Consider the following 26908-nt stretch of genomic DNA (forward strand, 5'->3'; position numbering starts at 1 on the left):
GCCTTAATCCAGACCCAGTACGCCACGCAACTGTGACAGGTCTTCTGCCAGCGTAGTGATCGGCCCTTTCATCGCATTACGATCCGCGGTGGTCAGCTTCTCGTAAGATTCATAGCCCTCTGGGGTCTTGTATTTAGCCAGGATGGTATCGACGGTTTTAAAGTTGGCGTCGATCTTCGCCAATAATGGCTGATTGGCCTTTTCCAACAGCGGACGCAGCAGGTTGACAATCTTCTGGGCTCCATCGACGTTGGCCTGGAAATCCCACAAATCGGTACGGCTGTAGCGATCCTCTTCACCGCTGATCTTGCTGGCCGCCACTTCTTCGATCAGGCCAGCAGCACCCCCCACCACTTTGCTTGGCGGGAAGGTCAGTTCACCGATGCGTTTTTGCAATTCCAGCGTGTCTTTATACAGACCATCGGCATACTCATTCATGCCCTTGGTGGTGTTGTCGGCAAACAGCGCTTTCTCCAGACGGTGGAAGCCGGTGAATTTCGGATCTTCGGCTTTTTTCTCATAGTCGTCTTCACGGGCGTCGATGCTGCCATCCAGATCGGAGAACAGCTCGGCAATAGGTTCGATACGCTCGTAGTGCTGACGGGTTGGCGCATAAAGCTTGCGTGCCTGGGCCACATCACCGGCTTTGATCGCCTCGGTGAACAGCTTGGTCTGCCTGACCAGCCCTTCAACCTCCTTGGTGACATAGACTTTATATTCGGCAATCGGCCCTACCAGATCCATCACATTCGGCTTGCCATCGTTTACCGCCCCCACAGCCGTGACAACAAGCTTGCCTTTAGGGTTGCTCAGCAGCCCACAGGTCATATCGTATTCGCCCGCTTCCAGGTTTGCCGTCATTTTCTGGGTGAAACCTGGCGCAATATTTTCGCGCTCTTCCACCACCATCACGCCTTTGAGGATTTCCCACTCCAGGTTTTTTTGGCTGGTGTTATGCACCACAAACTGGGTTTTACCGGCGGGCAGGGTCAACTGCATCGGCTCACACTGTTTGTCGTTAACGGTCACCAAAACCCGCGGGATATCCGCCGCCAGCGCGTTGAGGCTCAGCGCGAAAGCAGGAACGGCCAGTAATGCGGCATGCAATGCCTTACGGCGAAATAACGGAGTAGACATACGAATTCCCTATTAAATTAGTGATGTGTCTTGCGTTGCGCCGGGATCGCAGAGGACTCCGTACGCTGCGGCAGGAAAAAGAAAATCAGAGCAGGGATCAGATACAGGAAATAGACCGCCACTTCGCTGACCGATGGCGCTTCCTGATAGCCGAACACTCCTTCTAACAGGGTGCCCAGCAGTGAATGCGTGGAGAGCTGGTTGCTGAGGTCGAACGCGATATCCTGAAAATGGTTCCACAATCCGGCCTCGTGAAAGGCACGGATCGCCCCGGCGGCCAGGCCCGCAGCCACGAACAGAATAAACAGGCTGGTCCATTTGAAGAACTTGGCCAGATGCAGTTTGATGCCGCCCCAATAGATCAGCATGCCCACCACGATGGCACATGCCAGGCCGAGCATCGCACCGATTGGCGCAGCAATGCCCACATCCTGCTGAAACGCGGCCAACAGAAAGAACACCGACTCCAGCCCTTCGCGGGCAACGGCAAAAAACACCATCGCCACCAATGCCCAGCCTTGGCTTTTACTCGAGTTGAGGGCGTTATCGATGGCCCCTTCAAGATGTACCTTCACCGAGCGGGAAACCTTGCGCATCCAGAACACCATATAGGTGAGGATGCACACCGCCACCACCGCTACCAGCCCTTCGAACAGCTCTTGCTGTTTTTGTGGAAACTCGCCGGTGGTTTCATTAATGAAGATACCTAACGCCAGGCACAGAGCAACGGCGACGATCACCCCAATCCATACCACACCAAGCCATTGACCGCGTTGAGTCCGCTTCAGATAGCTGGCGATCAAACTGACGATCAGCGCAGCCTCCAACCCCTCACGGAACATGATAAGGAAAGGAACAAACATAGAATTTTAACCCCTGAAAAGGCGTTTGTAGTCAGCCGCGGGCACCTGGTCGACCAGGGGGGCGGCAATGTAAAGAAAAGTAAACCAGAACGATAGTGATTATCATTCTACTGAAAAGAAAAACAAGAGGCGGAAGTGTGATTTTTATTAATCAAATGTCGCTAGTTGTTACAGCTTGGTGAGAGTAGTGATGAGGAAAGCAGATCCCTCCCCGCTTGCCGGGGAGAGATCAAGGCGGATTTAGACCGTTTTGAACTCGGCCTCTGCCAGATAAAAACGCTTGGTGATGGTTGCCGAAGGTTGGCGCCCCATCAGGCTAACCACCACGATGGCGATACAGCCAAACACAAAGCCAGGAATGATTTCATACAGATCCAGCCAGGCGTACTGCTTCCAGACGATCACGGTGATCGCCCCCACCAGCATACCGGCCAGCGCGCCGTTACGGGTCATACGCGACCACATCACCGAGATCAGCACCACCGGGCCAAATGCGGCACCAAAGCCGGCCCAGGCATAGCTTACCAGACCCAGTACGCGGTTCTCCGGGTCAGCCGCCAGGGCAATCGCCACCAGCGCCACCACCAGCACCATCGCGCGCCCTACCCATACCAGCTCACGCTGGCTGGCCCCTTTGCGCAGGAAGGCTTTGTACAGGTCTTCGGTGATCGCACTCGAACAGACCAACAGTTGACAGCTCAGGGTGCTCATCACCGCCGCCAGAATCGCCGACAGCAGGATCCCGGCAATCCATGGGTTAAACAGCAGCATGGCCAGTTCGATAAAGACCCGCTCGCCGTTTTGCGTCACATTGCCCGCTTGATCCGGGTTATTGGCAAAGTAGGCGATGCCGAAGAAGCCAACCGCAATGGTTCCCGCCAGGCAGAGGATCATCCAGGTCATGCTGATGCGGCGAGCGCTACGGATGGTGCGGTGGGAGTCCGCCGCCATAAAGCGCGCCAGAATATGCGGCTGACCAAAGTAACCCAGGCCCCAGCCCAGCAACGACAGGATCGCCACCAGATTCAGCCCTTTCATCATATCCAGATTGGCCGGGTTTTTAGCCGCGATCACCAGCATCGAAGTATCGATGCCGCCCACAGCGAAGATCACAATCACCGGCGTAAGGATCAGCGCAAAAATCATCAGGCTGGCCTGCACGGTATCGGTCCAACTGACCGCCAGGAAACCACCGATAAAGGTATACAGGATGGTAGCCGCCGCCCCGGCCCACAGCGCGGTGGCATAGGTCATACCGAAGGTGCTTTCAAACAGGCGCGCACCGGCCACGATGCCGGAAGCACAATAGATGGTGAAGAACACCAGGATCACGATGGCGGAAATCACCCGCAGCAGTTTGCTGTTATCCTCAAAACGGCTGGTGAAGTAGTCCGGCAGCGTCAGGGCGTTGTTGTTGGCTTCGGTGTGGACGCGCAAACGGCCTGCCACCAGCTTCCAGTTCAGGTAGGCACCAATGGTCAGCCCGATGGCGATCCAGCTTTCCGAAATGCCGGAAAGGAAAATTGCGCCCGGTAACCCCATCAGCAGCCAGCCGCTCATATCGGATGCCCCGGCGGAGAGCGCGGTCACCACGCTGCCCAGACTGCGGCCACCCAGAATGTAGTCGTCAAAGTTGTTGGTCGCGCGATAGGCCAGCAGGCCGATCACCACCATCCCAATAATGTAGACCACGAAGGTCACCAGCATAGGTGTGTTCATTATCTTAAACTCTCCATTTTTACTCCCTTCTCACTTTCAAGCCGCCGTATGTTAGCGAACTATTGAAAGTTATCGGGTATTTTTATGTCAGTAATTTCACCCGCCAGGCGCCGGAACGGGGCGCATTGCGATGGTGGCGGGCGAACAGCGTTTATACCCATCATGGTCTGAACGCTGGTTATCCTAGATGAGGCAGTCAACAACCAACAAGAGATTTAACAAAAAAGTCACACGAAACTCACGCCAGGTCACATTTATTCGCTGTCAAGGTTGCACTCGTCATAGCCAAAATGAGTTGCACCTCTTACTTAACCCTGATTAATACAGGGAAATAACCTAGTCTCACACCGCAACCCCATTTATCTGCCCGTAATCCGTAGCGCTCAAGATGTTAAAAAATCGATTGGAGTCACACTTCGTTACGGAGCGTATTTAACAAGGTTGCACAAAGTTGCAACATGCAGGATATTGTCAGCATCAATAACCTCATTACGTTACGGGGCGCCCCTAATCTGGCCGGTTGGGAGGGGCTCCAAAAACAGGAGCTGGATTGGCATGGGCACTACCACAATGGGCGTGAAGCTCGATGAAGCAACCCGCGATCGCATCAAGAGCGCGGCACAACGGATTGACCGCACGCCACACTGGTTAATCAAGCAGGCTATTTTCAATTATCTTGAACGTCTGGAGAGCGGTGCCGATCTGCCAGAAATTCCGACGTTGGCCGCTGGCGGCCAGGCAGAAGCGGATGATGTCACGCCGCAGGTGACTGAAGAGTCTCATCAGCCCTTCCTTGAGTTTGCCGAACAGATCCTGCCGCAGTCCGTCACTCGTGCGGCTATCACAGCCGCCTACCGCCGCCCGGAAACCGAAGCGGTGCCGATGCTGCTCGAACAGGCGCGCTTACCCGCCGATCTGGCGCAGGCCACCCATAAACTGGCCTATGGCATTGCCGAAAAATTGCGTAACCAGAAGAGTGCCAACGGTCGCGCCGGTATGGTGCAAGGATTGCTACAGGAGTTCTCGCTCTCTTCTCAGGAAGGGGTGGCTCTGATGTGTCTGGCCGAAGCGTTGCTGCGTATTCCTGACAAACCAACGCGCGATGCGTTAATCCGCGACAAAATCAGCAACGGTAATTGGCACTCCCACCTTGGCCGCAGCCCTTCGCTGTTTGTCAACGCTGCAACCTGGGGCCTGCTGTTTACCGGCAAGCTGGTGTCTACTCATAATGAAGCCAATCTCTCCAGCGCACTGAACCGCATCATCGGTAAGCGCGGCGAGCCGTTGATCCGCAAAGGGGTCGATATGGCGATGCGCCTGATGGGCGAGCAGTTTGTTACCGGTGAAACCATCGCCGAAGCGCTGGCCAATGCGCGCAAGCTGGAAGACAAAGGCTTCCGTTACTCTTACGACATGCTGGGTGAAGCCGCGCTGACCGAAGCCGATGCGCAGGCTTACCTGGTTTCCTATCAGCAAGCAATCCATGCTATCGGCAAAGCCTCCAATGGCCGTGGCATTTATGAAGGCCCTGGTATCTCGATCAAACTCTCGGCGCTGCATCCACGTTACAGCCGCGCCCAGTACGATCGCGTGATGGAAGAGTTGTACCCACGCTTGCTGTCGCTGACATTGCAGGCACGCCAATACGATATCGGCATCAATATCGACGCCGAAGAGGCCGATCGCCTGGAAATCTCCCTCGATCTGCTGGAAAAGCTGTGCTTTGAGCCGCAGTTGGCCGGTTGGAACGGCATCGGCTTTGTTATTCAGGCTTACCAGAAGCGCTGCCCGTTTGCCATTGATGCCGTGATCGACATGGCCAGCCGCAGCCGCCGTCGCCTGATGATCCGCCTGGTCAAAGGCGCTTACTGGGACAGCGAAATCAAGCGCGCCCAGATGGATGGCCTGGAGGGCTACCCGGTGTATACCCGCAAAGTGTATACCGACGTTTCCTATCTGGCCTGCGCCCGCAAGCTGCTGGCAGTGCCGAACCTGATTTATCCGCAGTTTGCCACCCACAACGCTCACACGCTGAGCGCCATCTATCACCTGGCGGGCAATAACTACTATCCTGGCCAATACGAATTCCAATGCCTGCACGGCATGGGCGAACCGCTGTACGAACAGGTGGTAGGCAAAGTGGCCGACGGCAAGCTGAACCGCCCTTGCCGTATTTATGCGCCGGTCGGCACGCACGAAACGCTGTTGGCCTATCTGGTACGCCGCCTGTTGGAAAACGGGGCCAATACCTCATTCGTTAACCGTATCGCCGATGCCACCCTGCCGCTCGACGAACTGGTAGCCGATCCGGTCAGCGCGGTCGAGGCCATGGCGGCTAGCGAAGGCCGCATAGGTTTACCACATCCGCGCATTCCGTTGCCGCGTGAGCTATATGGTGAAAAACGCGTTAACTCCAGCGGCCTGGATCTCGCCAACGAACAGCGACTGGCTTCGCTGTCCAGCGCCCTGCTCACCAGCGCAAGCCAGCAATGGCGTGCTGAACCGATTATCGATGCTCCGTTGGATCAAGGCGTTGAACAACCGGTGATCAACCCTGCCGAACCGGGTGATATCGTCGGCTATGTGCGTGAGGCCACCGAAGGTGAAGTCAGCCGGGCATTAGACTCCGCTGCCGCTGCCGGGCCGATCTGGTTTGCCACCCCACCTTCCGAACGTGCTGCCATTTTAGAGCGTGCAGCAGAACTGATGGAAAGCCAGCTGCAAAGCCTGCTGGGGATCCTGGTGCGTGAAGCGGGTAAAACCTTCAATAACGCCATCTCAGAAGTCCGTGAAGCGGTTGATTTTCTGCATTACTACGCAGGCCAGGTGCGTGACGACTTCGCCAACGACAGCCACCGCCCGTTAGGCCCGGTAGTCTGTATCAGCCCGTGGAATTTCCCGCTGGCCATCTTCACCGGCCAGGTTGCCGCCGCCCTTGCCGCCGGTAACAGTGTGCTGGCTAAACCGGCGGAACAGACGCCGTTAGTCGCCGCCCAGGCGGTACGCATCCTGCTGGAGGCTGGCATTCCTCAGGGTGTGCTGCAACTGTTGCCTGGCCAGGGTGAAACCGTCGGTTCCCTATTGGTCAATGATGCCCGGGTGCGCGGCGTGATGTTCACCGGCTCTACCGACGTTGCTGGCATTCTGCAACGCAATATCGCAGGCCGATTGGATCCTCAAGGCCGCCCGACCCCGTTGATTGCCGAAACCGGCGGTATGAACGCAATGATCGTCGACTCTTCTGCCCTGACCGAACAGGTGGTGACCGACGTCGTGGCCTCCGCCTTCGACAGTGCCGGACAGCGTTGCTCTGCCCTGCGCATCCTGTGTGTGCAGGAAGACGTGGCAGAACACACCCTGAAAATGCTGCGCGGGGCGATGGCCGAATGCCGGATGGGCAACCCGGAACGCCTGTCTACCGACATTGGTCCGGTGATCGACGCCGAAGCCAAGACCGGCATTGAACGCCATATCCAGGCGATGCGTGCGAAAGGCCGCAAGGTTTATCAGGCGGCAAAAAGCCTGGGAGATGATGAGAAAGAGTGGGCTCGCGGCACCTTTGTGAAGCCAACGCTGATCGAACTGGAAAGCTTTGACGAGCTGCAAAAAGAGATCTTTGGCCCGGTGCTGCACGTCGTTCGCTTCCAGCGTGCCAACCTGGGCGCGCTGGTCGATCAGATCAATGCGTCAGGCTATGGCCTGACGCTGGGTATCCATACGCGTATCGATGAAACCATCGCCAGAGTCACCGATCATGCCAAGGTCGGTAATCTGTATGTTAACCGCAATATGGTAGGTGCGGTGGTAGGCGTGCAGCCGTTTGGCGGCGAGGGATTATCTGGCACCGGGCCAAAAGCCGGTGGCCCGCTCTATCTGTATCGCCTGCTGGCCAGCCGCCCGCAGGATGCCGTGCAGCGCACGCTGAACCGCCAGGATAACGAGCGCCCTCTGGAAGCCTCCGTGCGCCCTACGCTGCTCGCACCGCATCAGGCCCTGGAACAGTGGGCCGTGGCGGAGAACCATCGCGAGTTGGCAGTCCTGGCGCAACAATACGCCGAACTGGGCCAGGGTGGCACCGTACGTCCGCTGCCAGGCCCAACCGGGGAACGCAACACCTACGCCCTGCTGCCACGCGAACGCGTGCTGTGCCTGGCAGACAACAACGCCGATGCGCTCAACCAGTTGGCCGCCGTGCTGGCAGTTGGCAGCCAGGCGCTGTGGCCGGAGGCGGAATTGCAGCGCACGCTGTATCGCAGCTTGCCAGCCGCCGTACAGGCACGGATCGGTTTCACCAAGGATTGGGCGCAGGATAAAGTCGAGTTTGATGCGGCCATCTATCACGGCGACGCCGATCAGCTACGCACCCTGTGTGAGCAGATTGCTCAACGTAGCGGTGCCATTGTCTCGGTGCAGGGCTTCGCTCGCGGTGAAACCAATATCCTGTTGGAGCGCCTGTTGATCGAACGTTCACTAAGCGTCAACACCGCTGCCGCCGGGGGGAACGCCAGCCTGATGACGATCGGTTAACAACAGCCGTATTTCTCCCCCCAAAAGGGCGCAGCATCATATGAACTGCGCCCTTTTTTCTGTCACGCTAAACACGCCCCATGCAACCCCCACCATCTCCAATTCCAACCGAAGGGGACGCAGCATGCAGCACCTCTACGTTTTACACCGGTTGAAGTTTGTCAGCATCTACGTTGCGAGCCTCTTCGCAAACCTAGCATTGACACGGGGTTTTTTATTGCCTGCATAAAAGTCAGCCGATACCGTATTCATCTCCTTGCCAATAAATGTGTATGGTGTGTATTATCAGGAATGAACAGGTGAAAAGTTCAGAACTGATTAAACGACTCGAAAGCCATGGTTGGGTTTTACAACGGATCAAAGGCAGCCACCATCAATTCAAACACCCCAACTCACCGTTGGTGATCACCGTGCCTCATCCCAATAAGGATGTGAAATTGGGAACGCTGCGGCAAATCATGAAGGATGCAGGGTTGCTTAATTCCTAGACCATTTCGCAATGACGAGGTAACACTATGTTTTATCCCGCTTATATACATGCCGAGCCAGATGGCAGCGCCAGCGGCTTTTTTCCCGATGTGCCAGGCTGCTACTTTGCCGGAGACAGTCTCGATCAGACCTTCCAGGATGCCAAAAGCGCGCTGGATGCCCACTTTGAATTATTGAGCGAAGAGAATCAGGCCATTCCACGCCCACAGGCAGTGTCCTTCCATCTGGCTCAGGGCAACGACGCCCTTAATGGCGGCCAGTGGTTACTGGTGGATATCAATATGGACAAGTTCGATGGCCGGGCAGAACGCATCAATATCACGTTGCCCCACAGGCTGCTTAACCGAATTGATTCGCTAGTGCAGCAACATCCGGGCTATGGCAGCCGCAGCGCATTTCTCGCCGCCGCAGCGCGTAATGAGTTATTAAAGGCAGGTTAACGAAGTTAAGGGGGCATCGCCCCCTGACAAGCTCACTGATTGAGAAACTTATCCAGAAACTGCTTGGTGCGCTGATGCTGCGGGTTCGCGAACAACGCTTTCGCGGGTCCCTGCTCAACAATACGGCCATGATCCATAAAAATGGCGCGATCGGCCACGTCACGGGCAAAGCTCATTTCGTGGGTGACAATCACCATGGTGCGTTTCTCTTCTGCCAAGGCGCGAATGGTATTGAGCACTTCACCAACCAGTTCAGGATCCAGCGCAGAGGTCGGTTCATCAAACAAAATGACCTCGGGCTGCATCGCTAACGCCCTGGCAATGGCTACGCGCTGCTGCTGGCCGCCGGACAAACGTTTAGGGTAAGCCTGCTCTTTACCGCTCAGCCCAACTTTAGCTAACAGTACACGCGCCAGCTTTTCAGCGCTGGCCTTGGCCTCCCCTTTAACGATCACCGGTCCTTCGATGATGTTTTCCAGCACCGAACGGTGAGGAAACAGGTTGAAGCTCTGAAACACAAAGCCTACCTGCTGGCGCAGGGCCCGCACCTGATTTTTTTGTTTGCTCAGCGGGCGAGCGCTGTCGATCAGGATCTCACCGACACGGATAGTGCCAGAATCCGGCACCTCCAGCAGGTTGATGCTGCGTAGCAAGGTCGTCTTACCGGAACCACTCGGCCCGATAATCGCCACCACTTCACCCGCGTTCACTTCAAGATCGATGCCGTGTAACACGGTCTGCCCTTTGAACTTTTTAACCAACTGTCTGACTTCGATGGCGCTCATCGGCTACTCCTGATCCTGACGGTTAACGTGCGCTTCCAGGCGGTTCTGCAACGCGGAAAGCAAGGTGGCCATCACCCAGTAGATCAGCGATGCCGCCAGATACATGGCGAACACTTCCAGCGTACGTGAGGTGATCAGTTGCGCCTGACGGAACAGCTCCGGCACCTGAATGGTCGCCGCCAGCGAGGTATCCTTGACCAAACCGATAAAGCTGTTGCCTAGCGGAGGCAACGCGGTGCGGGCCGCCTGCGGCAGGATCACCCGGCGCAGGGTCTGCCAGGGCGTCATGCCGATACTGGCCGCCGCTTCCCATTGCCCTTTATCAATCGAGGAAATCGCCGCACGCAGCGTTTCCGACGTATAGGCGGCGGTGTTTAACGAAAGGCCGATTAATGCCGCCGGGAACGGATCCAGTTCGATGCCAAACTGCGGTAAGCCGTAATAGATCATAAACAGCTGGGCGATCAGTGGCGTACCGCGAAACAGGGAAACGTAGATACGTGACAGCCAGGAGATCGGCCATAACGGCGAAAGGCGCATCAGCGCCAACAGAAAACCGAGGATCAAACCGAGCGCCATCCCCCCCAGACTGAGCTGGAGGGTCAATAGCGCACCCCGTAATAAAAATGGCGCTGAATCCAGCGCCAGTTGAATACTCTCTTGCATTATTTAGTTACGTCCGCGCCAAACCATTTTTCAGAGATCTTCGCCAACGTACCGTCTTGCTGCATTTGGGCAATCGCCTGATCGATAGCGGCCAGCAGTTCCGGATTGTTTTTACGCACCGCTACCCCAGACTCCTGGCGAGAGAATGCCGGGCCAGCGACGGCCAGCGTATCGCCGGTTTTCTTCACCAGATCCAACGCCGCCAGACGGTCGACCAAAATGGCATCAATGCGGCCTACGCGCAGATCCTGATACTTGGTTGGGTCATCGTCGTAGGTACGCACATCCACACCCTGCACATTTTCACGCAGCCACTGTTCGTAGTTGGTGCCCAGACCCACGCCAACCTTTTTACCCTTCAGATCGTCGGCCTTGACAATAATGCCTTCATTGCCTTTCTTCACCAGCGCCTGGATACCGGAAACGGTGTACGGGGTAGAGAAATCGTACTTTTTCTTACGCTCATCGGAGATGGTGACCTGGTTGATCACCACGTCGATACGCTTGGACTCCAGCGAGGCCAACATACCGTCCCATTTGGTTGGATTGAGCTTGGCCTTCACACCCAGATGTTCCGCCAGTGCATTGGCGAAATCCACCTCGAAGCCGGTCAGTTTGCCATCCTCGCCCTGGAAGCTGAACGGCGGATAGGTGCCTTCCAGCCCAACGATCAGCGTGCCGCGTTGTTTGACCTGATCGAGCAGGTTATCGGCCGCGTAGGTTTTCACGTTCAAGCCGGTGGTCAACGCCACGGCCATCACACCCAGCAGCAGCTGACGACGAAATTTTGAAAAGACCATAGACACCCCATCTGTTGTTTATCTTTTTGATTTCATGACTTTAACAGCCATAAGCACTTCATAAAGGAATATAAACTAATAACTATAGTTCTAAATGGAATAACTAATTTGCTCGGCATTAAACCTGTGGGTGATAGGCAAACAGCGCCGGTGCCCCACCGGTATGCACAAACAGGATCGGACCTTCATCACGAAAACGTTTCTGGCTGATGCCATCAATCAACCCCGCCATCGCCTTACCAGTATAGACCGGGTCCAGCAGCACACCTTCCTGCTGCGCCAACAGCTTCACCGCCGCCATCCCTTCGTCATTCGGCATACCGTACTGCGGGGCAAAATAGTCATCCCACAGGGTGATAGCGGCCAATGCGTCAATATCCAGCGAACAGGCGACCGCTTTTTGTAACTGTTCAACCTTAGGTAACTGATCGATCACCTTGCGGGAAACGGTCACGCCAATCAGTTCGCTCTCCGGTAACAGTTGCTGCAGCCCCACCGCCAGACCGGCGTGAGTCCCGGCACTGCCGGATGCCACCACGATCGAACTGAAGGTGACATCATGGCTTTGCGCGGCAATTTCCAGCGCACACTGCACATAGCCCAGCGAGCCGAGCGCGTTGGAGCCGCCAACGGGGATGACATAAGGACGGAAACCCTGGGCTTCCAAACGAGTAGCCAGATCTGCCAGTTGCACCTGCGGATCGTGCAAGGCATCGCACATCACCACTTCAACATTGAACAGATCGAGCAACAGGCGATTACCGTTACTGAGGTAGTTTTCCGCTTTGGTATCGATCGGGTTTTCCAACAGCGCAACGCATTGCAGGCCGAGCTTGGCCGCCACGGCGGCGGTCTGGCGAACGTGGTTGGATTGAATGGCACCGGCGGTAATCAGGGTATCGGCTCCTTGGCGTACCGCATCGGCGACTAAAAACTCCAGCTTTCTCAGCTTGTTACCACCCATCGCCATCGGCGTAACATCGTCACGTTTGATGTAAATTTCACGGCCAAGGTAGTCTGAAAGGCGGGATAACTTTTCGAGCGGCGTGGCAGAGCCAACCAAATCCAGGCGCGGGAATTGCGCCAGTTGCTGTTGCAGATCCACAACTTCCCCCAGGGAATAAAATAACGGTGTTTGAGTGATAGATTTATCAGATGTGCTCTGAATAATCACTCTTTATTCGTGGAGGTGGATGCAGCTCAACCCGGCCGACCGGGTCGAGTTAATCAATACGGAATGATGAAAAAGTGGCAAGATGGCTGGTTTTCGATTTAACCCACTGATGAGGTGAATGGGCGCAGCATGCAGCGCCCCTACATTGTGAGTTGGCGGAGAAGGCTCCGCAGTCTCAATAGCTTTTTTGCCAGGCCAGGTATTGGTCGTATTTACGTAGCGCGATACGGTAGTTATCGTTCGCCGCCGGTGGCAGATCGTCAATAATACGCTGATGGTTGAACGCGTTGGCAAACTGATCGGCAGGATAGTTGTGTGCCACCAGCATTTCATCCAGGCGTCGCAGGCGCACGACATATTCGCGGATGGTACTGTGGTTCATTTCGGTCTGTTCAAACAGATACTGTTTAAACGCCATGATGTCGAAGTAGCTGGGGTGACTATTACAGGAGATTTCACTACAAAACCGGCATAGCGCGATCAACTCGCTTTGCACGTTTTGCCAGACCAGATCGTCAATCGGCTGATCCATCCGGGCGATGGCTTCCTTATTGATGATCTTGCCACGGAACACCAGCGCCATGCGGTCGAGCACCTTCTCGCACTGGGAACAATGGGTTTGGCTGTGTTTATAATCTTTCAGGTAGCGGCTGAGTGGCCGTTTCTTCAACTGTTTTCCTGGCATCATTTGCAGTCCATTTATTGCGGCAGTAATCAGGTTGGTTAGGGAAGCAGGCTTTGAGGTTCAGGAGTCCTGAGCCAGACGTGCCCGCAGGCGTTTAATCGCCTGGCTGTGCAACTGGCTGACTCGCGACTCACCCACATCAAGCACTGCGCCAATTTCCTTCAGATTCAACTCCTCCTGGTAATACAACGTCAGTACCAGTTTTTCGCGTTCCGGCAGCGCCTCAATGGCGTCGATCACCCGCTGGCGCAGATTGCCTTCCAACAGTTGATGCAGCGGATTGGCAGCTTCATGACCTTCCTGCATCGGTTCGCCACTGTCGCCATGCTCTTCCTGCCATTCGTCGTAGGAAAATAGCTGGCTATTATTGGTGTCCAGCAGGATCTGGCGATACTCGTCCAGCGAGACATCCAATCCCTGTGCCACCTCCATTTCGCTAGCCGGGCGGCCAAGCCGCTGTTCCAACTGCTGCATCATGCGCGCCACTTCCCGAGCATTGCGGCGTACGCTACGCGGCACCCAGTCGCGGCTACGCAACTCGTCGAGCATCGCACCGCGAATACGCTGCACGGCATAGGTCGTGAAGGCCGTTCCTTGCAGGGCATCGTAACGCTCAACGGCGTTTAGCAGCCCGATTCCCCCGGCTTGCAGCAGATCGTCCAGCTCCACGCTGGCGGGCAGCCGAACCTGCAGGCGTAACGCCTCGTGGCGCACTAGCGGAACGTAGCGCAACCAAAGAGAATTTTTGTCCATGACGCCTTCGGCGGTATACAGATCGCTCACTATGTCTAACCTTGCGGATATCGGAGTCATAGCTATTATCCGTAGCAGGCGAAATACCAATCGTCTGAACAGCCGTACAAAACGGGCTTTATTTGTGCCATGTAAAAACGCTGACGGCAGCAGAAGACAAAAAACCCTGCCGAAGCAGGGTTTGGATGACAGGCGAGTCGGGAAAAGTCGATTAACGCAGCAGAGTCAGTACGTTCTGGGTAGACTGGTTAGCCTGGGCCAGAACCGAGGTGCCAGCCTGTTGCAGGATGTTGGCACGGCTCATGTTGGACACTTCGGTCGCGTAGTCGGCATCCTGAATACGGGACTGGGAAGCAGACAGGTTGTTGACGGTGCTGTTCAGGTTGTTGATAACAGAATCGAAACGGTTCTGTACCGCACCCAGAGAAGAACGCAGGTTGTCAACTTGTGACAACGCTTTATCCAGCGTTGCCAATGGATCGTCGATCTTAACTTCAGCAGCGTCTTTGGTGAATGCAACAGTATCAGGTGCGCCACCAGTACCGGCAGTCACAGTCGCTTTGGCTTCGAAATACGTCTTCTTACCGTCAGCAGCAGTGGTTTCAACCATATACGTGGTTTTGCCATCTTTATCGGTACCAGATACCAGCTTGTCTGTACCAGTAATACCAGAGGAATCAACCTTGGATTCTTTAACGTCAGTACCATTATCATATTTGATGGTGGCACCGTTGGCGATCTTAGAGCCAACCCGGTTACCTTTATCGGTCACGTTGAAGGTTTCCAGGCCCAGTTGTTTAGCATCGATCTTTTGCAGGTCGATATCGATGGTTTCACTGTCGTTAGCGCCAACCTGAATGGTCAGTTTCTGATCTTTGCTCAACACTTTTACGCCGTTGAAATCAGTCTGCTCAGAGATACGGTCGATTTCACTCAGACGCTGGGTGATTTCATCCTGGATAGATTTCAAATCACTGTCTGAGTTGGAACCGTTTTGTGCCTGTACGGTCAAACGACGGATATTCTGCAGGTTGTCGTTAACTTCGTTCAATGCGCCTTCGGTGGTCTGCGCCAGAGAGATACCGTCGTTAGCGTTACGGGAAGCCTGAGTCAGGCCCTTGATGTTAGCTGTGAAACGGTTAGAGATCGCCTGACCCGCGGCGTCATCCTTCGCGCTGTTGATACGCAGACCGGAAGACAGACGCTCGATCGCGGTTCCCAGAGAAGACTGAGATTTGTTCAGGTTATTCTGCGCCATCAACGACAGGCTGTTGGTATTGATTACTTGTGCCATAATTTGCTTTCCTTACGAATCAGTTGCGATGTTCACATTCACAATTAAAGGGTTCGGACCTTGTTGGCCCACGGCTTCAACCACCGTCTCCTCAGGTATCGGCGCTCCCCCCGCAACCTTTAGATTTTTTTTCCGTTTTTTTCACTTTTCGCCAATGGCGCGAATAACGCTGTTTTTCCCTCTTCTACTGCGCCATCGTTTTTTCTATTTATCCGTAAACTTTTTGAATACTGAGCCGATAACGCATAGAGCGTAAAAGTCATTGACCATAGGAGAACCACGAATGGCATCGATTAGTTCATTAGGCATCGGCTCAGGGCTGGACCTCAACGGCTTGCTGGACAAGCTGAGCAAAGCGGAACAACAACGTCTGACACCTTATACTACCCAGCAAACCAGCTACAACGCCAAGCTGACCGCCTACGGTACGTTGAAAAACTCCCTGGAAAAGTTCGATAACCTGAGCAAGGAGCTGGCCAAGCCTGAATTCTTTAACAACACCACCGCCAGCGAACACGATCAGTTTAAAGTGACCACCACCGCCAAATCGGTCCCAGGTAACTACAGCGTCGAGGTGCTGCACCTGGCACAGCCGCAAACCTTGACGACAACGGCGGAGATTAAAGATCAAGCGGAGAAACTGGGAACAAGCGGCGCCAGCGACCGTTCGATTTCGATCACCGCCGGCAACCCGCCCAAAGAGGTAAAAATCCCGCTGGGTGACGATCAAACCTCACTGCTGGAAATGCGCGATGCGATTAACGGCGCCAAGGCCGGGGTGAACGCCACCATCATGCGCGTGGGCGACAACGAATATCAGTTGGCCATCAGTTCCTCCACCACTGGCGAAAACAATACCGTCAAGGTGCAGGTCAATAATGACGACAAACTGGGGGCGATCTTAAATTACGATCCCGCCAGCACCAGCAACGCGATGAAGGAAACGGTCAAAGGCCAGGATGCACAGGTGACTATCAATGGCACCACCATCAAGCGCAGCACCAACTCGATCGCTGACGCCCTGCAAGGGGTGACGCTGGATCTGAAAACCACCACCAAACCGGGCGAACCGCAAAACCTGGTGGTCACCGCCGATAAAAACGGTTCCTCGGACAAGGTCAAGGCATGGGTTGATAGCTATAACTCGCTGCTGGATACCTTCAACTCCTTGACCAAATTCACCCCGGTCAAGAGTGGCGAAGCACAGAACGCGAATAACGGGGCATTGCTGGGCGACAACACGCTGCGCGGCATCCAGTCGTCCATTAAGAGCGCACTGAGCACCGCACAAGATAACCCGGAGCTAAAGGGCCTGGGCAACCTCGGCATTACCACCAATACCAAAACCGGCAAGTTGGAATTGGACAGCGACAAGTTGAAAAAGGCGATTGATGAAAAACCCGATCAGGTTGCCAATTTCTTCTCTGGTGATGGCAAGAAAAGCGGTATGGCAACGGAAATCCACAACGAGATACAAAACTACATCAAGGCAGGCGGCGTGATTGAGAACTCAACCAAGAGTATCAACACCAATCTTGACCGTTTGAATACCCAAGTCACTCGCGTGACCGAAAGCATTCAAAGCACCATCGATCGTTACAAACAGCAATTTGTTCAGTTGGATACCATGATGTCGAAGCTGAATGGTACCAGTAATTATTTAACCCAACAGTTCGCGCCTAAATAGGCGCGTTAACCAGGTAAAAATAGCATGTACAACCGCAGCGGAACCCAGGCTTACGCCCAGGTGAGTGTAGAAAGTGGCGTGATGGGTGCCAGCCCGCACCAGCTCATCGTGATGCTATTCGACGGGGCGCTCAGCGCCCTGCTTCGTGCACGCATCCTGATGAATCAGGGGAATATAGCCGGCAAGGGGCTGGCTATCTCGAAAGCGATTAATATCATTGATAACGGGCTAAAAAATGGCCTCAATCATGAACAGGGCGGAGAGATCGCCGATAATCTCGCCGCCTTATATGACTATATGAAACGCCGTCTGATGCAGGCCAACCTGCACAATGATATCGCGGCCCTTGACGAAGTCAGCGGGCTGCTGGAAAACATTGCCGACGCCTGGCGTCAAATTGGCCCCAATTATCAACCCGTTCAGGACGGCGTATAATGGAACACCACCAACAACTGCTATCAGCCTATCAACAGATCCAGACCCTGAGCGAGCAAATGATCACCCTGGCGCAGGCTGGCCAGTGGGATACGCTGATTGAAATGGAGATCACCTACGTCCAGGCGGTAGAAAAAACCGCCCAACTGGCGGGTATCCCCGAACTACCTCCGGCCTTACAGGATATTTTACGCAATAAATTGCAGCAAATACTCTGCAACGAAACCGAGCTGAAGCGACTGATGCAGCTACGCATGGACGAATTAACGGTTTTGATCGGGCAGTCTACCCGCCAGAGCGTGGTCAACAGCACCTACGGTCAATTCCATGATCGCGCGTTGCTGCTTGGCGAGCCGCAATCAAGATAAATCTTGTGTTTAATTGTCTTCCCCAAGTGATTAATAGGATAAAACACTATTATTATCCCGTTATACAATAATATAAATGCATATGACTTGAATAATTCGTATGGCAGGTAATGCATGAAAATGCAAACCACTGGCATTATTGCTGATTTAATGGATCACACTTATCCCGACACGGACGTTTTCTGTTCAACAGGAAACTGATTCTTGACAAGTAAATTACCAAGTTGTGATCGGCAACAGGCGAAAAAATGTTGCTCCATCCCCCAGCAAAGCGTAAAGATATTCGTAGATAATAACGATGAAATGAATATTGATGGAACGCTTAATTAATTTTTGTCCCGGGATAGGTGCCTCAGCACACATCATTCAGCATACTGAACTACGACTTCCGTCGCTCTATTTTGAGCAGACGCATCTGCTGTTGATCCAGCAAGGGCAAACACGCATACGGTGGCAGCAACGGGAGGTGGTAGCTCGCGCTGGGGAGCTGTTGATCATAGAGGGTGGGCTAACCGCCGATGTGATTAATAGCCTTTCAGACAGCGGAATGTTCAGCTGCCAGTTGCTGATTTGCGACCCCTTGCTGTTTGATACGCTAGTCAATCCGCCTATCGCGTCGCCGCCCGTCCCTTTCACCGGTGTCACCACGCTGACGAAACTGCCCAGTCCGTTTTTGCACAGTGTTGAAACCACTGCACTAGCACTGACGCTGCACGATCGTTTTCCCCGGATAATTGTTCGCCATAAAATGTGCGAAATCCTACTGTGGCTGGCACATCTGGGGATCCGCTTTACTCACCAGGAAGCCAACGATCTGACCCAGCAGGTGCGCCGCTTGCTGGCAATCGATCCGCACCGGATTTGGACCGCCGCCGAAGTGGCTGAAAATTTGATGATGAGCGAGGTGGTGCTGCGGCGTAAACTGTCGGCGGAAAATAGCGCCTTGCGCAGCCTGATGATCGACGTACGTATGAGCCGCGCGCTGCTCTTACTACAGGCCACAGACTGGCCGATTTCCGCCATTGCACAATATGTGAGCTATGAGAGCTCTTCTCGTTTTGCCGAGCGCTTTCGTAAACGATTCGGCTTCGCGCCTACCGCCATCCGTGGACATCAGCGAATTATGCAGCCCACCGCCGTGCCCCCCCCTGCATATCCATGGCTAAATACGGTAGAGAAATAAGTGCTGATTTTAACAACGACAAGCTCAGGATGTGACCAAGGCCACCCAGTGTGGCCTGTACATCAGTTGAGCTTAACTGACACATAGGTCAATACGGCCAACACAATTAACATGATAATACTGAAAAAACGCCATCTCACTTCACTTTTAGTGCTCATCACCGCTCCTGAGTAAATACTATTACAGCTATTATTTCCGTAGACAATATGAATTGGATTTTCAATAAAAAAGAGGTATTTCTTTAAGTTACATAATCTGATATTTTCCGCTGGTGCTTGAATGAGACTTAGTCGCCTCAGCGTTCAGCCTATACATTTTGTTCAATATCTTTTTGCGTGGGCTAGCAACCACTACCTAACGACAGAGAACGATTCTATTCAAAAAAACCAGGCTAAATGATTAACAATCAATCCTTATCATCGGTGACAGGTTACATTTGATAATCAAATATATAATTCATCAATCCCCCACTCAAAAGATAAGATATTTCCCTGTAATAATAAGAATATATCTAATTTACATCCTGTTAATTGACTTATTAGGATAATGTCTATAAATATTAGCTTAATTAACCAATTTCAAGGAGGATGAAATAATGGAGTATTTGGTGATATTGCTGGCTGCTTTATGCCTTTTTTCCTTTAATAAACATGCCAAAGTTATTGATAGTAAAAAGATTGGGGTGCCCCATAAAAAACACCGTCGACGCTCAAGACACCGACTCGTCATGATTTATTGATTGCACAAACGGGTCGAAAACCCCATTAGGGAGGCTTACGTCAATACAGAACGGATTATCTGTTGTGCGCTATAGCCGCCCTATATTTACCACTACACAGCCATATTCATTATGTCTTGATAAGCCGCAACCAGTTTATTACGCATCTGTACACCCAGTTGCAAAGAAACCGAAGACTTCTGCAGATCGACCATCACGTCGTTCAAACTGATACCCGGCACACCCAATTCAAAATCCTGCGCTTGCTGGCGCGCAGTCTGCTGAGTCTCACTGATCTTACCGAGAGCCGCCTTTAACTCATTGGCAAAGCTGGCGCCCTGCACCGGATCGTTTGGTCGCAGCGCTGCGGCCTGAACTGCCGTGGCTTGCAACTGCTGCACCACTCCTTCAATACCCTGAATTGCCATCATGACCTCGTCACTTCATTCATCCACTATGGATTTCAGGCTGTGGCTTGAAAGACAACGGGAAAACCGCGCCTTCATTCGCCTGCATGATCCCGATGCTGCACACCCTACCACAGTGTTTTACGGTTAAAGCGGCTAATTAACTGCAAAAACACCGGTTTATCGGGCCATCAAAATTGGTCCCAAGAGCAAATAATGGCATGCCCAAAAATGGGGGCGCTTTTGTTAGGCCGTAAAGAACTGTGTATCAGGGAGTCTGTTTTGTCATCACACAACAACGCTAGCCATACCTCGAACCCACCAGAGTGGGTACCAGCATGAATGGTGAAAGCCGTGATAACGGCCTGCTGGCCCTATGGAATCGCCTGCGCGCCAACCCTAAAATTCCACTGCTGATCGCGGCATCAGCGGCGATCGCCATCGTGGTTGCGCTGACGCTATGGGCAAAAAGCCCGGATTACCGCGTGCTATACAGTAATCTCAACGATCGCGACGGCGGCGCTATCGTCACGCAGTTGACGCAGATGAACATCCCCTATCGCTTTACCGAGAACGGCTCAGCGTTGATGATCCCGGCGGATAAAGTGCATGAAACCCGGCTGCGTCTGGCGCAACAGGGACTGCCTAAGGGAGGTGCCGTCGGCTTTGAACTGCTGGATCAGGAAAAATTCGGCATCAGCCAGTTCAGCGAGCAGATCAACTACCAACGCGCGTTGGAAGGCGAACTGTCACGCACTATCGAATCCCTTGGGCCAGTGCAGAACGCCCGTGTGCATCTGGCGCTGCCTAAGCCTTCGCTGTTTGTGCGCGAACAAAAAAATCCTTCGGCTTCCGTGACGCTAACGCTGCAGCCTGGCCGCGCCCTGGACGACGGCCAGATCAATGCCGTGGTGTATATGGTGTCCAGCAGCGTGGCCGGTTTACCACCGGGCAACGTCACGGTGGTCGATCAAGCGGGCCGCTTACTGACCCAATCCGACGGCACCGGGCGCGATCTCAATGCCGCACAGTTGAAGTACGCCAACGAGGTCGAGAACCGCTATCAGCGCCGTATTGAAGCCATTCTGGCACCGATTGTCGGCAGCGCGAACGTGCGTGCACAGGTAACGGCACAAATCGATTTCTCCACCCGCGAGCAAACCGACGAACAGTACCAGCCCAACCAACAGCCGGATAAATCCGCGGTACGCTCCAGACAGCTCAGCCAGAGTGAACAGAACGGTGGACAACAGATAGGCGGCGTACCGGGTGCCCTTTCCAACCAACCCAGTACACCACCGACTGCGCCGATCGAAACACCAAAAACTACGGCGGGCAATACTAATACGCCTGCCACGGCAAACAATGCCAGCAACAACACGCGTACCGGAGCTAGCAGTAACGTAGCGCAAAACAGTCGCCGTGACGAAACCACCAACTACGAGGTGGATCGCACCATTCGTCATACCCAGCACAAGTCTGGGTCGGTGGAACGCCTGTCGGTCGCCGTGGTGCTCAACACCCTGGGTACCGATAAAGACGGCAAACCGCAGCCGATGAGCAAAGAGCAATTGGCTCAGGTGGAGTCGCTGGTCCGTGAAGCAATGGGCTACTCCAGCAGCCGTGGCGATACGCTCAACGTGGTCAATACCCCGTTCAACGACGTGGTGCAGACCGGTGGCGAGTTGCCGTTCTGGCAATCACAGTCGTTTGTCGATCAGTTGTTCAACGCAGGCCGCTATTTGCTGGTGCTGCTGGTGGCCTGGATTTTGTGGCGCAAGCTGGTTCGTCCGCAGCTGCAAAGCCGTCAGGTAGCACAGCAGGCTGCGGTGGCCGCTGCCAATACGCCAGCCAGTCGCCCGGCTGAGGTGAACAAGCCAAGTCATGAAGAGCAGGCGCTGCATAAGAAATCACAGCAACGCGTCAATGCTGAAGTCCAGAGCCAGCGGATCCGCGAACTGGCAGATAAAGATCCACGCGTGGTCGCTCTGGTGATCCGTCAATGGATGAGTAACGAACTATGAGCCTGACAGGTACCGAAAAGAGCGCCATCCTGCTGATGACGCTGGGTGAAGATCGCGCCGCCGAAGTCTTCAAGCACCTCTCGTCACGGGAAGTGCAGCAGTTAAGTGGCACCATGGCCAGCATGCGTCAGGTATCCCACAAACAGTTGAGCGAGGTCCTCCGCGAGTTTGAGGACGATGCCGAACAGTATGCCGCGCTGAGCGTCAATGCCAGCGACTACCTGCGCACGGTGCTGGTTAAAGCCTTGGGTGAAGAACGTGCCAGCAGCCTGCTGGAGGATATTCTCGAATCACGCGAAGACACCTCCGGCATGGAAACACTCAACTTTATGGAGCCGCAAAGCGCGGCCGACCTGATCCGCGACGAACACCCGCAGATCATCGCCACCATCCTGGTACACCTCAAACGTGGCCAGGCGGCAGATATCCTGGCACAGTTCGAGGAGCGCCTACGCAACGACGTCATGCTGCGTATCGCCACCTTCGGCGGCGTACAGCCGGATGCCCTGGCAGAGCTGACCGAAGTACTGAACAATCTGCTGGACGGCCAGAACCTCAAGCGCAGCAAAATGGGTGGCGTCCGTACCGCCGCCGAGATTATCAACCTGATGAAAACTCAGCAGGAAGAGGCGGTTATCGGTGCCATGCGCGAATACGACGGCGAACTGGCGCAGAAAATCATCGACGAAATGTTCCTGTTCGAAAACCTGGTCGAAGTGGACGATCGCAGCATCCAGCGCCTGTTGCAGGACGTGGAAAGCGAATCCCTGCTGATCGCCCTGAAAGGGGCCGAACAGCCGCTGCGCGAGAAGTTCCTCAAGAACATGTCGCAACGCGCCGCCGATATCCTGCGCGACGATCTGGCCAACCGTGGCCCGGTGCGCATGTCGCAGGTGGAGAACGAACAGAAAGCCATCCTGTTGGTGGTACGTCGCCTGGCAGAAACCGGCGAAATGATCATCGGCGGTGGCGAGGACACCTATGTCTGATCGCCTCAACACCCTACCCTGGCAGCTCTGGTCGCTTAACGATCTGGCGGATCCCAAACCGGTGCTGGAACCGGAAAGCCCGCCTGAGGTGATCACCATCCCACAGGACGACAGCATCGACGAACAGCAACGCCTCGAGATGCTGCGTTTGCAGGCCCAACAGCAAGGTCAGCAACAAGGCTTTGCCGAGGGCCAGCAGAAAGGTTATGACGCCGGTTTCCAGGCAGGGCTGGAGGAAGGCCGTCAGCAAGGCATTCTGGCAGGCCAACAGCAGCAGCAACCGATCACGGAACATTGGCAGCAGTTGGTCACCGAGTTCCAGCATACGCTGGACGCACTCGACAGCGTGATTGCCTCGCGCCTGATGCAGCTGGCTCTGACAGCGGCCAAACAGGTGATCGGCCAAGCGCCGGTTTGCGACGGCACCGCCCTGCTCGGCCAGATCCAACAGTTGATCCAGCAAGAACCGATGTTCAGCGGCAAACCTCAGCTGCGCGTCCACCCGGATGATTATGAACGGGTGGAGCAGCAGCTTGGCATGACCCTCAGCCTGCACGGCTGGCGGCTGCTGGCCGACGGCCAGTTACATCCAGGCGGCTGCAAGGTCAGTGCAGAAGAAGGCGATCTGGATGCCAGCCTGGCCACCCGCTGGCATGAACTGTGCCGTCTGGCCGCACCGGGAGAGCTATGATGACCGTTCGTCTTGGCCGCTGGCTGAACTCGCTGGACAGTCTGGAAAAACGTATAGCCCGTGCGCCAGCGGTGCGCCGCTATGGCCGCCTGACCCGAGCCACCGGGCTGGTACTGGAAGCCACCGGTTTGCAGTTACCGCTGGGGGCCACCTGTCTGATCGAACGCCATGACAGCGGTGTAGTGCAGGAGGTAGAAAGCGAGGTGGTCGGTTTTAACGGCCAGCGGCTGTTCCTGATGCCGCTGGAAGAGGTCGACGGCATCGTGCCCGGCGCTCGGGTTTATGCTCGCGTCTCCCCCGAAGGGCAAAGCGCCAGCAAACAGTTACCCCTTGGCCCAGCATTGCTTGGTCGAGTGCTCGACGGCGGTGCCAAACCGCTCGACGGTCTACCAGCACCAGATACCGGCTACCGCGCGCCGTTGATCACCGCACCATTCAACCCATTGCAGCGCACTCCGATCGAACAGGTACTCGATGTGGGTGTACGCACCATTAACGGGCTGCTTACCGTGGGCCGCGGCCAACGCATGGGCCTGTTCGCCGGTTCTGGCGTGGGTAAAAGCGTGCTGCTCGGCATGATGGCGCGTTATACCCAGGCCGATGTGATCGTCGTCGGTCTGATCGGCGAACGTGGCCGCGAAGTGAAAGACTTTATCGAAAATATCCTCGGCCCCGAGGGGCGCGCCCGTTCGGTGGTGATCGCCGCACCGGCAGACGTTTCCCCGCTGTTACGTATGCAAGGTGCCGCCTACGCCACCCGCATCGCCGAAGACTTCCGCGATCGCGGCCAACACGTACTGCTGATTATGGATTCCCTGACCCGCTACGCCATGGCGCAACGTGAAATCGCCCTGGCGATCGGCGAACCCCCGGCTACCAAAGGCTATCCGCCTTCGGTATTCGCCAAACTGCCCGCACTGGTGGAGCGTGCTGGTAACGGCATCAGCGGCGGCGGTTCCATCACCGCTTTTTATACCGTGTTGACCGAGGGTGATGACCAGCAAGACCCGATTGCCGATTCGGCACGCGCCATTCTCGATGGCCATGTGGTGCTCTCCCGGCGATTGGCGGAGGCGGGCCACTACCCCGCCATCGATATTGAAGCCTCGATCAGCCGTGCCATGACCTCGCTGATCGATGAGGAGCATTACCGGCGGGTACGTAACTTCAAACAGATGCTGGCCAGTTACCAACGTAACCGCGATCTGATCAGTGTAGGAGCCTACGCCGCAGGCAGCGATCCGTTGCTGGACAAAGCCATGGCGCTGTATCCGCAAATGGAAGCCTATCTGCAACAGGGCATTTTCGAGCGCAGCGGCTACGACGATGCCTGCCAGCAGTTGCAGCAACTGATTGTTTAACCACGGAGCCTAAGCACCATGAAACCACAGTCACCGCTGATTATCCTGCGCGATCTGGCGCAGGATGCCGTAGAACAGGCCGCACAGCACCTCGGCCAGGCACGTCAGGCGCAACAGGCGGCGGAGCAACAGCTTGCCATGCTGCTCAACTACCAGGATGAGTATCGGCAAAAGCTGAACAGCACCCTATCTAGCGGCATGGGTTCCGCCAGTTGGCAAAACTACCAGCAGTTTATCGGCACGCTCGAACTGGCCATCAACCAGCACCGCCAGCAGTTGCTAAAGTGGGGCGAGAAGGTCGAACGGGCGGTCAAGCAGTGGCAGGACAAACAGCAGCGACTGAACGCTTTCGAAACGCTCAATACCCGAGCCCTCAGCGCCGAGCTGATGCTGGAAAACAAGCGTGACCAAAAACTGATGGATGAGTTCGCGCAACGCAGTTCACAAAGGAATCTGAATCCATGAATCTCAACGTACTCTCTGGCCTACCGGCGACCGCTGATGGCACGGATATTGGGCTTACCGCGCTGTCGCTGGATGATGCCGGGCTTGCTGCCAGCTTTGCTCAACTGCTCGGCGAACGCTTCGCGCCCGATGGGCAGCCAACGGGTAAACCTGACGCGGCAAAGCTTCTGGCCGACGATCCGCAAATCTCCGCCCTTAGCCGCCAACAACTTAACCAATTGCTGACCTCGTTTGGCGATCGTGGCCGGTTGTTGGCCGCTCCGCAGGATCTGGATGCGGCAGACGATAGCCAAACCCGGTTAACCAACAGCGATGACGAACAACCTTTGCAACCTGTCGATACTTTAGATTTGGCCAGCTTGCAGGCCCTGTTTGCCATGCTGCCTGCCGCCGTAGTGCAGCCGTTACCAGGGAATGGAGTAGCGACCACCGCTGAACCAAGCGGAGACGAAACGCCGCTGACGGGAGCGGCATCACTGTTAACCACCCTGAGCGAAAAACCGGCGTTATCCCCTACCGGTCTGCCAGCGTCAAAAGCGCAGCCGAACATAGACGATAAATCCGCCTCGACCACCAAAACCGACGCGGCGGCGGTACTGTCTTCTCAGACCGATGACAATCAAGATGGCGGCACCACCCCACTGAAAATGGCGGCTGAATCGGCGCAACCTTCAGCAACTCCACAGCACGCCGCCCCAGCACCGGTTTCCAGCCCGGTCATCGCCAGCCAACCTGTCAGCCCGACGGTAAGCATACCGGCAACGCCACAGTTGAACGCTCAACTCGGCAGCCCGGAATGGCAGCAGGCGCTGGGGCAGCAGGTGCTGATGTTCCACCGCAACGGCCAGCAGAGCGCCGAATTACGCCTGCATCCGCAGGAACTTGGGGCCTTGCAAATCACCCTGAAGCTCGACGATAACCAGGCCCAATTGCATATCGCCTCGGCACATGGCCAGGTGCGGGCTGCGGTGGAAGCGGCCCTGCCTCATCTGCGCCATGCGTTGGCGGAAAGCGGTATCAACCTTGGCCATAGCAGCGTTGGCGGTGAGTCACTGCCGCAGCCGCAACAGTCGCAGCAGCAAGCCTCTCACCAAGGCGGGCAGCCTTCTTACCGTGAACAGCACGGCAGCGCCGAAACCGGCGTTGAAGCCCTGAGTGCTCCAGCGGCGTTGCAGGCGATGGCACGCTCGGTCGACGGCGTTGATATTTTCGCCTGACGGCGTGCAAACGCCCAAGCTGGCACGCTTT

24 protein-coding genes are annotated in these 26908 nt (G+C 55.2%); 13 read left to right on the forward strand and 11 right to left on the reverse strand.

Annotated features, from left to right (window positions below; all coding sequences use genetic code 11):
* Nucleotides 1-3: 3 nt before the first annotated feature.
* The 3 genes from efeO to putP form a co-directional block, all read right to left on the reverse strand.
* Entirely contained in the window at nt 4-1137 is a 1134-nt protein-coding gene (gene efeO / locus ABIE29_RS12535) for an iron uptake system protein EfeO (RefSeq protein WP_429619114.1), read from the reverse strand.
* A 17-nt stretch (nt 1138-1154) separates the two neighbouring features.
* On the reverse strand, nt 1155-2000 hold the full coding sequence (efeU, locus tag ABIE29_RS12540) for an iron uptake transporter permease EfeU (RefSeq protein ID WP_429619115.1): 846 nt from the start codon (nt 1998-2000) through the stop codon (nt 1155-1157).
* 240 nt (nt 2001-2240) lie between these two features.
* Nucleotides 2241-3719, reverse strand: a complete 1479-nt coding sequence (putP, locus tag ABIE29_RS12545; RefSeq protein WP_429619116.1) for a sodium/proline symporter PutP — start codon at nt 3717-3719, stop codon at nt 2241-2243.
* Nucleotides 3720-4274: 555 nt separating this feature from the next.
* Between putP and putA the strand changes: the two genes are divergently transcribed.
* The 3 genes from putA to ABIE29_RS12560 all read left to right on the forward strand — a co-directional run bounded on the left by putA (nt 4275) and on the right by ABIE29_RS12560 (nt 9175).
* Nucleotides 4275-8246, forward strand: coding sequence for a trifunctional transcriptional regulator/proline dehydrogenase/L-glutamate gamma-semialdehyde dehydrogenase (putA, locus tag ABIE29_RS12550; protein ID WP_429619117.1), 3972 nt, complete (start codon nt 4275-4277; stop codon nt 8244-8246).
* A 299-nt stretch (nt 8247-8545) separates the two neighbouring features.
* Nucleotides 8546-8734 (forward strand): type II toxin-antitoxin system HicA family toxin, encoded by a 189-nt coding sequence (locus ABIE29_RS12555; RefSeq protein WP_121607152.1) that lies wholly within the window; start codon nt 8546-8548, stop codon nt 8732-8734.
* A 27-nt stretch (nt 8735-8761) separates the two neighbouring features.
* On the forward strand, nt 8762-9175 hold the full coding sequence (locus tag ABIE29_RS12560) for a type II toxin-antitoxin system HicB family antitoxin (protein ID WP_065684215.1): 414 nt from the start codon (nt 8762-8764) through the stop codon (nt 9173-9175).
* Between the two features lie 32 nt (nt 9176-9207).
* Here the strand turns inward: ABIE29_RS12560 and tcyN are convergent, their stop codons facing one another.
* The 7 genes from tcyN to ABIE29_RS12595 all read right to left on the reverse strand — a co-directional run bounded on the left by tcyN (nt 9208) and on the right by ABIE29_RS12595 (nt 15332).
* Nucleotides 9208-9960 carry an L-cystine ABC transporter ATP-binding protein TcyN gene (gene tcyN / locus ABIE29_RS12565; RefSeq protein ID WP_429619118.1) on the reverse strand — a complete coding sequence of 251 codons (753 nt, stop codon included), beginning with the start codon at nt 9958-9960 and terminating at the stop codon, nt 9208-9210.
* A gap of 3 nt (nt 9961-9963) precedes the next feature.
* Entirely contained in the window at nt 9964-10626 is a 663-nt protein-coding gene (gene tcyL / locus ABIE29_RS12570; RefSeq protein WP_021180972.1) for a cystine ABC transporter permease, read from the reverse strand.
* Nucleotides 10626-11426 carry a cystine ABC transporter substrate-binding protein gene (tcyJ, locus tag ABIE29_RS12575; RefSeq protein ID WP_429619119.1) on the reverse strand — a complete coding sequence of 267 codons (801 nt, stop codon included), beginning with the start codon at nt 11424-11426 and terminating at the stop codon, nt 10626-10628. The genes tcyL and tcyJ overlap by 1 nt, the downstream gene beginning before the upstream one ends.
* Before the next feature lie 118 nt (nt 11427-11544).
* Entirely contained in the window at nt 11545-12531 is a 987-nt protein-coding gene (locus ABIE29_RS12580; RefSeq protein WP_429619120.1) for a D-cysteine desulfhydrase, read from the reverse strand.
* Nucleotides 12532-12775: 244 nt separating this feature from the next.
* Complete coding sequence (fliZ, locus tag ABIE29_RS12585) at nt 12776-13285, reverse strand: flagella biosynthesis regulatory protein FliZ (RefSeq protein WP_429619303.1); 510 nt, start codon at nt 13283-13285, stop codon at nt 12776-12778.
* Nucleotides 13286-13345: 60 nt separating this feature from the next.
* The gene (locus tag ABIE29_RS12590) at nt 13346-14068 is read right to left on the reverse strand and encodes an RNA polymerase sigma factor FliA (protein WP_429619121.1); all 723 of its coding nucleotides are present in this window, start codon (nt 14066-14068) and stop codon (nt 13346-13348) included.
* A gap of 181 nt (nt 14069-14249) precedes the next feature.
* Nucleotides 14250-15332, reverse strand: coding sequence for a FliC/FljB family flagellin (locus ABIE29_RS12595; protein WP_429619122.1), 1083 nt, complete (start codon nt 15330-15332; stop codon nt 14250-14252).
* A gap of 283 nt (nt 15333-15615) precedes the next feature.
* Here ABIE29_RS12595 and fliD point away from each other — a divergent pair, with 283 nt between their 5' ends.
* From fliD to ABIE29_RS12615, 4 genes are all read left to right on the forward strand, one after another.
* The gene (fliD, locus tag ABIE29_RS12600; protein ID WP_429619123.1) at nt 15616-17019 is read left to right on the forward strand and encodes a flagellar filament capping protein FliD; all 1404 of its coding nucleotides are present in this window, start codon (nt 15616-15618) and stop codon (nt 17017-17019) included.
* A gap of 24 nt (nt 17020-17043) precedes the next feature.
* Nucleotides 17044-17454: a flagellar export chaperone FliS gene (gene fliS, locus ABIE29_RS12605; RefSeq protein WP_429619124.1), complete on the forward strand. Its 411-nt coding sequence runs from the start codon at nt 17044-17046 to the stop codon at nt 17452-17454.
* Nucleotides 17454-17822 (forward strand): flagella biosynthesis regulatory protein FliT, encoded by a 369-nt coding sequence (fliT, locus tag ABIE29_RS12610; protein WP_429619125.1) that lies wholly within the window; start codon nt 17454-17456, stop codon nt 17820-17822. Before fliS ends, fliT begins: the two co-directional genes overlap by 1 nt.
* Nucleotides 17823-18135: 313 nt before the next feature.
* Nucleotides 18136-19005, forward strand: a complete 870-nt coding sequence (locus ABIE29_RS12615; RefSeq protein ID WP_429619126.1) for a helix-turn-helix transcriptional regulator — start codon at nt 18136-18138, stop codon at nt 19003-19005.
* Nucleotides 19006-19836: 831 nt separating this feature from the next.
* Here ABIE29_RS12615 and fliE read toward each other — a convergent pair.
* Nucleotides 19837-20151, reverse strand: a complete 315-nt coding sequence (gene fliE, locus ABIE29_RS12620) for a flagellar hook-basal body complex protein FliE (protein ID WP_429619304.1) — start codon at nt 20149-20151, stop codon at nt 19837-19839.
* A 317-nt stretch (nt 20152-20468) separates the two neighbouring features.
* Here fliE and fliF point away from each other — a divergent pair, with 317 nt between their 5' ends.
* The 6 genes from fliF to ABIE29_RS12650 are packed head-to-tail and all read left to right on the forward strand — an operon-like array spanning nt 20469 to nt 26877.
* Nucleotides 20469-22154, forward strand: a complete 1686-nt coding sequence (gene fliF, locus ABIE29_RS12625; RefSeq protein WP_429619127.1) for a flagellar basal-body MS-ring/collar protein FliF — start codon at nt 20469-20471, stop codon at nt 22152-22154.
* Nucleotides 22151-23143, forward strand: a complete 993-nt coding sequence (fliG, locus tag ABIE29_RS12630; protein WP_429619128.1) for a flagellar motor switch protein FliG — start codon at nt 22151-22153, stop codon at nt 23141-23143. The genes fliF and fliG overlap by 4 nt, the downstream gene beginning before the upstream one ends.
* The gene (gene fliH, locus ABIE29_RS12635; protein ID WP_429619129.1) at nt 23136-23834 is read left to right on the forward strand and encodes a flagellar assembly protein FliH; all 699 of its coding nucleotides are present in this window, start codon (nt 23136-23138) and stop codon (nt 23832-23834) included. Before fliG ends, fliH begins: the two co-directional genes overlap by 8 nt.
* Nucleotides 23834-25195: a flagellar protein export ATPase FliI gene (fliI, locus tag ABIE29_RS12640; protein ID WP_429619305.1), complete on the forward strand. Its 1362-nt coding sequence runs from the start codon at nt 23834-23836 to the stop codon at nt 25193-25195. The genes fliH and fliI overlap by 1 nt, the downstream gene beginning before the upstream one ends.
* A gap of 18 nt (nt 25196-25213) precedes the next feature.
* Nucleotides 25214-25660: a flagellar export protein FliJ gene (fliJ, locus tag ABIE29_RS12645; protein ID WP_429619130.1), complete on the forward strand. Its 447-nt coding sequence runs from the start codon at nt 25214-25216 to the stop codon at nt 25658-25660.
* Nucleotides 25657-26877: a flagellar hook-length control protein FliK gene (locus tag ABIE29_RS12650; RefSeq protein WP_429619131.1), complete on the forward strand. Its 1221-nt coding sequence runs from the start codon at nt 25657-25659 to the stop codon at nt 26875-26877. The genes fliJ and ABIE29_RS12650 overlap by 4 nt, the downstream gene beginning before the upstream one ends.
* The last annotated feature ends 31 nt before the right edge of the window (nt 26878-26908 follow it).

The sequence above is a fragment of the Serratia sp. 2723 genome, assembly GCF_050434425.1.
In the GTDB taxonomy this organism is placed as follows: domain Bacteria; phylum Pseudomonadota; class Gammaproteobacteria; order Enterobacterales; family Enterobacteriaceae; genus Chania.

Bases quoted from the DNA above. Each gene is read 5' to 3' on its own strand.
- efeO (WP_429619114.1), bottom strand. From the start codon at position 1,137: ATGTCTACTCCGTTATTTCGCCGTAAGGCATTGCATGCCGCATTACTG.
- efeU (WP_429619115.1), bottom strand. From the start codon at position 2,000: ATGTTTGTTCCTTTCCTTATCATGTTCCGTGAGGGGTTGGAGGCTGCG.
- putP (WP_429619116.1), bottom strand. From the start codon at position 3,719: ATGAACACACCTATGCTGGTGACCTTCGTGGTCTACATTATTGGGATG.
- putA (WP_429619117.1), top strand. From the start codon at position 4,275: ATGGGCACTACCACAATGGGCGTGAAGCTCGATGAAGCAACCCGCGAT.
- ABIE29_RS12560 (WP_065684215.1), top strand. From the start codon at position 8,762: ATGTTTTATCCCGCTTATATACATGCCGAGCCAGATGGCAGCGCCAGC.
- tcyN (WP_429619118.1), bottom strand. From the start codon at position 9,960: ATGAGCGCCATCGAAGTCAGACAGTTGGTTAAAAAGTTCAAAGGGCAG.
- tcyL (WP_021180972.1), bottom strand. From the start codon at position 10,626: ATGCAAGAGAGTATTCAACTGGCGCTGGATTCAGCGCCATTTTTATTA.
- tcyJ (WP_429619119.1), bottom strand. From the start codon at position 11,426: ATGGTCTTTTCAAAATTTCGTCGTCAGCTGCTGCTGGGTGTGATGGCC.
- fliZ (WP_429619303.1), bottom strand. From the start codon at position 13,285: ATGCCAGGAAAACAGTTGAAGAAACGGCCACTCAGCCGCTACCTGAAA.
- ABIE29_RS12595 (WP_429619122.1), bottom strand. From the start codon at position 15,332: ATGGCACAAGTAATCAATACCAACAGCCTGTCGTTGATGGCGCAGAAT.
- fliD (WP_429619123.1), top strand. From the start codon at position 15,616: ATGGCATCGATTAGTTCATTAGGCATCGGCTCAGGGCTGGACCTCAAC.
- fliS (WP_429619124.1), top strand. From the start codon at position 17,044: ATGTACAACCGCAGCGGAACCCAGGCTTACGCCCAGGTGAGTGTAGAA.
- fliT (WP_429619125.1), top strand. From the start codon at position 17,454: ATGGAACACCACCAACAACTGCTATCAGCCTATCAACAGATCCAGACC.
- ABIE29_RS12615 (WP_429619126.1), top strand. From the start codon at position 18,136: ATGGAACGCTTAATTAATTTTTGTCCCGGGATAGGTGCCTCAGCACAC.
- fliE (WP_429619304.1), bottom strand. From the start codon at position 20,151: ATGGCAATTCAGGGTATTGAAGGAGTGGTGCAGCAGTTGCAAGCCACG.
- fliF (WP_429619127.1), top strand. From the start codon at position 20,469: ATGAATGGTGAAAGCCGTGATAACGGCCTGCTGGCCCTATGGAATCGC.
- fliG (WP_429619128.1), top strand. From the start codon at position 22,151: ATGAGCCTGACAGGTACCGAAAAGAGCGCCATCCTGCTGATGACGCTG.
- fliH (WP_429619129.1), top strand. From the start codon at position 23,136: ATGTCTGATCGCCTCAACACCCTACCCTGGCAGCTCTGGTCGCTTAAC.
- fliI (WP_429619305.1), top strand. From the start codon at position 23,834: ATGACCGTTCGTCTTGGCCGCTGGCTGAACTCGCTGGACAGTCTGGAA.
- fliJ (WP_429619130.1), top strand. From the start codon at position 25,214: ATGAAACCACAGTCACCGCTGATTATCCTGCGCGATCTGGCGCAGGAT.
- ABIE29_RS12650 (WP_429619131.1), top strand. From the start codon at position 25,657: ATGAATCTCAACGTACTCTCTGGCCTACCGGCGACCGCTGATGGCACG.